Here is a 2,724-nt window from a genome sequence, read left to right on the forward strand (position 1 = left end):
CCGGAGGTATCTGGTGTCACATCACGGGAACCGATTTAGTCCGCGATAAAGATGGTCAATGGTACGTTTTAGAGGATAATTTGCGGGTTCCTTCCGGTATTTCTTATGTCCTCGAAAATCGTCGGGTAATGAAAAGCACCTTCCCCGATATTTTCCAGACAATGAATGTTAAACCAGTGGATGATTATCCTTCCCATCTGTTGGAAACTCTCCTCAATTTAGCCCCAGCCCAATTACCTAATCCCACCGTGGTGGTTTTAACCCCCGGAACCTATAATTCTGCCTACTTTGAACATTCTTTTATCGCCCAACAAATGGGGGTAGAATTAGTGGAAGGGCGTGATTTAGTTGTCTTTGATGGTTATCTACAAATGAAAACCACCAAGGGATTAAGACGGGTAGATGTGGTATATCGTCGCCTCGATGATGACTTTTTAGATCCGGCGGTTTTTCGTCCCGATTCGATGTTAGGTGTACCAGGATTATTAAAAGTTTTCCAGGAAGGTCGTGTCGCTTTAGCTAATGCCCCTGGTACGGGAGTCGCCGATGATAAGGTTATTTATGCTTTTGTCCCCGATATGATTCGTTATTATCTGGGAGAAGAAGCGATTTTAAATAACGTTCCTACCTATCTTTGTTGGCGAGAAAAGGACTTAGATTATGTCTTAAATAATCTCGATAAATTAGTTGTGAAAGCCGCTAATGAATCGGGAGGTTATGGGATGTTAGTCGGTTCTCAATCCACCCCCGAACAAAGGGCAGAATTCGCCCCGCGCATTGCCGCTAATCCCCGCAATTATATCGCTCAACCGGTGTTAAGTCTTTCTAGGGTTCCCACTTTAATTGACAGGGAAATTGAAGGTCGTCATGTGGATTTACGTCCCTATATTCTCCATCGGGGTGATGAAATTTATGTGCATCCAGGAGGGTTAACTCGCGTGGCTTTGAAAAAGGGTTCTTTAGTGGTTAATTCCTCTCAAGGTGGTGGCAGTAAGGACACTTGGGTTTTAACCAAGTAATCAGGACAATAATCGAAATTTTGCTGGGTTACTAACCCACCCTACTCTTTCCTTTTTCCCAGTTAATTATGCTTAGTAGAGTTGCCGATTCAATTTATTGGTTAAATCGCTATATTGAACGGGCAGAAAATGTCGCCCGGTTTATGGATGTTAACCTTAATTTAATGTTAGATGTACCTACCAGTGTTTTGCAACAGTGGGAACCTTTAGTTTTAACCACGGGAGATTTAGAACAATTCAAGAAACGTTACGGCACAGCCACCGCAGAAAATGTGATCAATTTCTTGACATTTGACACGGAATATAGTAGTTCAATTATCTCTTGTTTGCGCTGGGCGCGAGAAAATGCTCGGTCAGTTCGCGAGATTATTTCTTCGGAAATGTGGGAACAGGTTAATGGTTTTTTCTTGATGGTAAAAGATGCTTCCTCTTACCATCCTCAAACTACTTTACCGAACTTTTTTACCCAAGTTAAATTGGCTAGTCACCGTTTTGCGGGGGTGATGGATGCAACGATGACTCATAATGAAGGTTGGCATTTTGGCGTTATGGGAAGATTACAGGAACGCGCCGATAAAACCGCCAGAATTCTTGATGTTAAATACTATTATCTCTTACCTTCCGCTCAATGGGTAGGAACTTCTCTAGACCAAATTCAATGGATTGCTTTACTGCGGTCGGTGAGTGCCTACGAAATGTATCGTAAATGTCAACGACGGATTACTCCTAGTGACGTGGCCGAATTTTTAATTCTTAATCGAGAATTTCCTCGTTCAATTCACTTTTGTCTGCGGGAATTAGACCACTGTTTGCATCAAGTTACAGGGACTCCTATAGGAACTTGGGGCAATTCGGTAGAAAGAAGTTTAGGGCGACTTTGTGCGGAAATGAGTTATCTAACCATCGAGGATATTATTGAAATGGGATTGCATGAATTCCTCGACCATATTCAAAAAAGAGTTAATGATGTGGGAATAAAAATGACAGAAACTTTCTTTGTTTTTAATCCCGAACTTGCCTCACCTCTGGCAGTAAATAACTTTCAATATCAATCCCAATTAACAACTTAATGCGTTATCACATTCGGCATCAAACTAATTATTTGTATAATCAACCCGTGATTTTATCGCCTCATCTGCTGCGCTTGCGGCCAAAATCCGATGGTGGGCAAACTTTACGAGAGTTCACGCTCAAAATTAACCCAGAACCTTTAACGATAACTAATATTATCGACCTCGATGGCAATTCTTGTTTACAAATTTGGTTTAATCAACCGACGGAAGAATTATTGATTGATGTGGTCAGTGAAGTGGAAACCCATGGGGTTAATCCTTTTCAGTATTTGTTGGAACCTTGGGCGACCTGTTTACCCTTTGATTATCCCATTTCCCTCCACAGCCAATTACAACCCTACAGACAATTTTATGGGTTAGCTAATGACCCTGATGTGGCAGCATTAGCCCAAGAAATTATGCAGGAAACCGAAGGACAGGTGCTATCTTTCTTGTTTAATCTTAATGACAAAATTTACCGCAATTGTCAGCAAATTATTCGTCTTACCGGGGAACCCTATCTACCCGGAAACACTTGGAAAAATAAGCAGGGTTCCTGTCGCGATTTTGTGGTTTTATTTATGGATGTGTGTCGCTGTGTGGGATTAGCTTCCCGTTTTGTCAGTGGCTATCAAGAAGGAGATTTAGACCAA

General features: G+C 41.7%; 3 protein-coding genes. All 3 read left to right on the forward strand.

The window, feature by feature from the left end; genetic code table 11:
• The coding region (locus PX484_RS20965) for a circularly permuted type 2 ATP-grasp protein (protein WP_288105364.1) at nt 1-1,019 on the forward strand (1,019 nt) is incomplete at its 5' end.
• A gap of 68 nt (nt 1,020-1,087) precedes the next feature.
• A complete protein-coding gene (locus PX484_RS20970) occupies nt 1,088-2,089 on the forward strand; it encodes an alpha-E domain-containing protein (protein ID WP_287767067.1) in 1,002 nt (333 codons plus the stop codon).
• Nucleotides 2,089-2,724: transglutaminase family protein (locus PX484_RS20975; RefSeq protein ID WP_288105366.1), on the forward strand; the 636-nt coding region annotated here is incomplete at its 3' end. The genes PX484_RS20970 and PX484_RS20975, both read left to right, overlap by 1 nt.

The sequence above is a fragment of the Microcystis sp. M49636_WE2 genome, assembly GCF_030065375.1.
In the GTDB taxonomy this organism is placed as follows: domain Bacteria; phylum Cyanobacteriota; class Cyanobacteriia; order Cyanobacteriales; family Microcystaceae; genus Microcystis; species Microcystis aeruginosa_C.

Bases quoted from the DNA above. Each gene is read 5' to 3' on its own strand.
- PX484_RS20970 (WP_287767067.1), top strand. From the start codon at position 1,088: ATGCTTAGTAGAGTTGCCGATTCAATTTATTGGTTAAATCGCTATATT.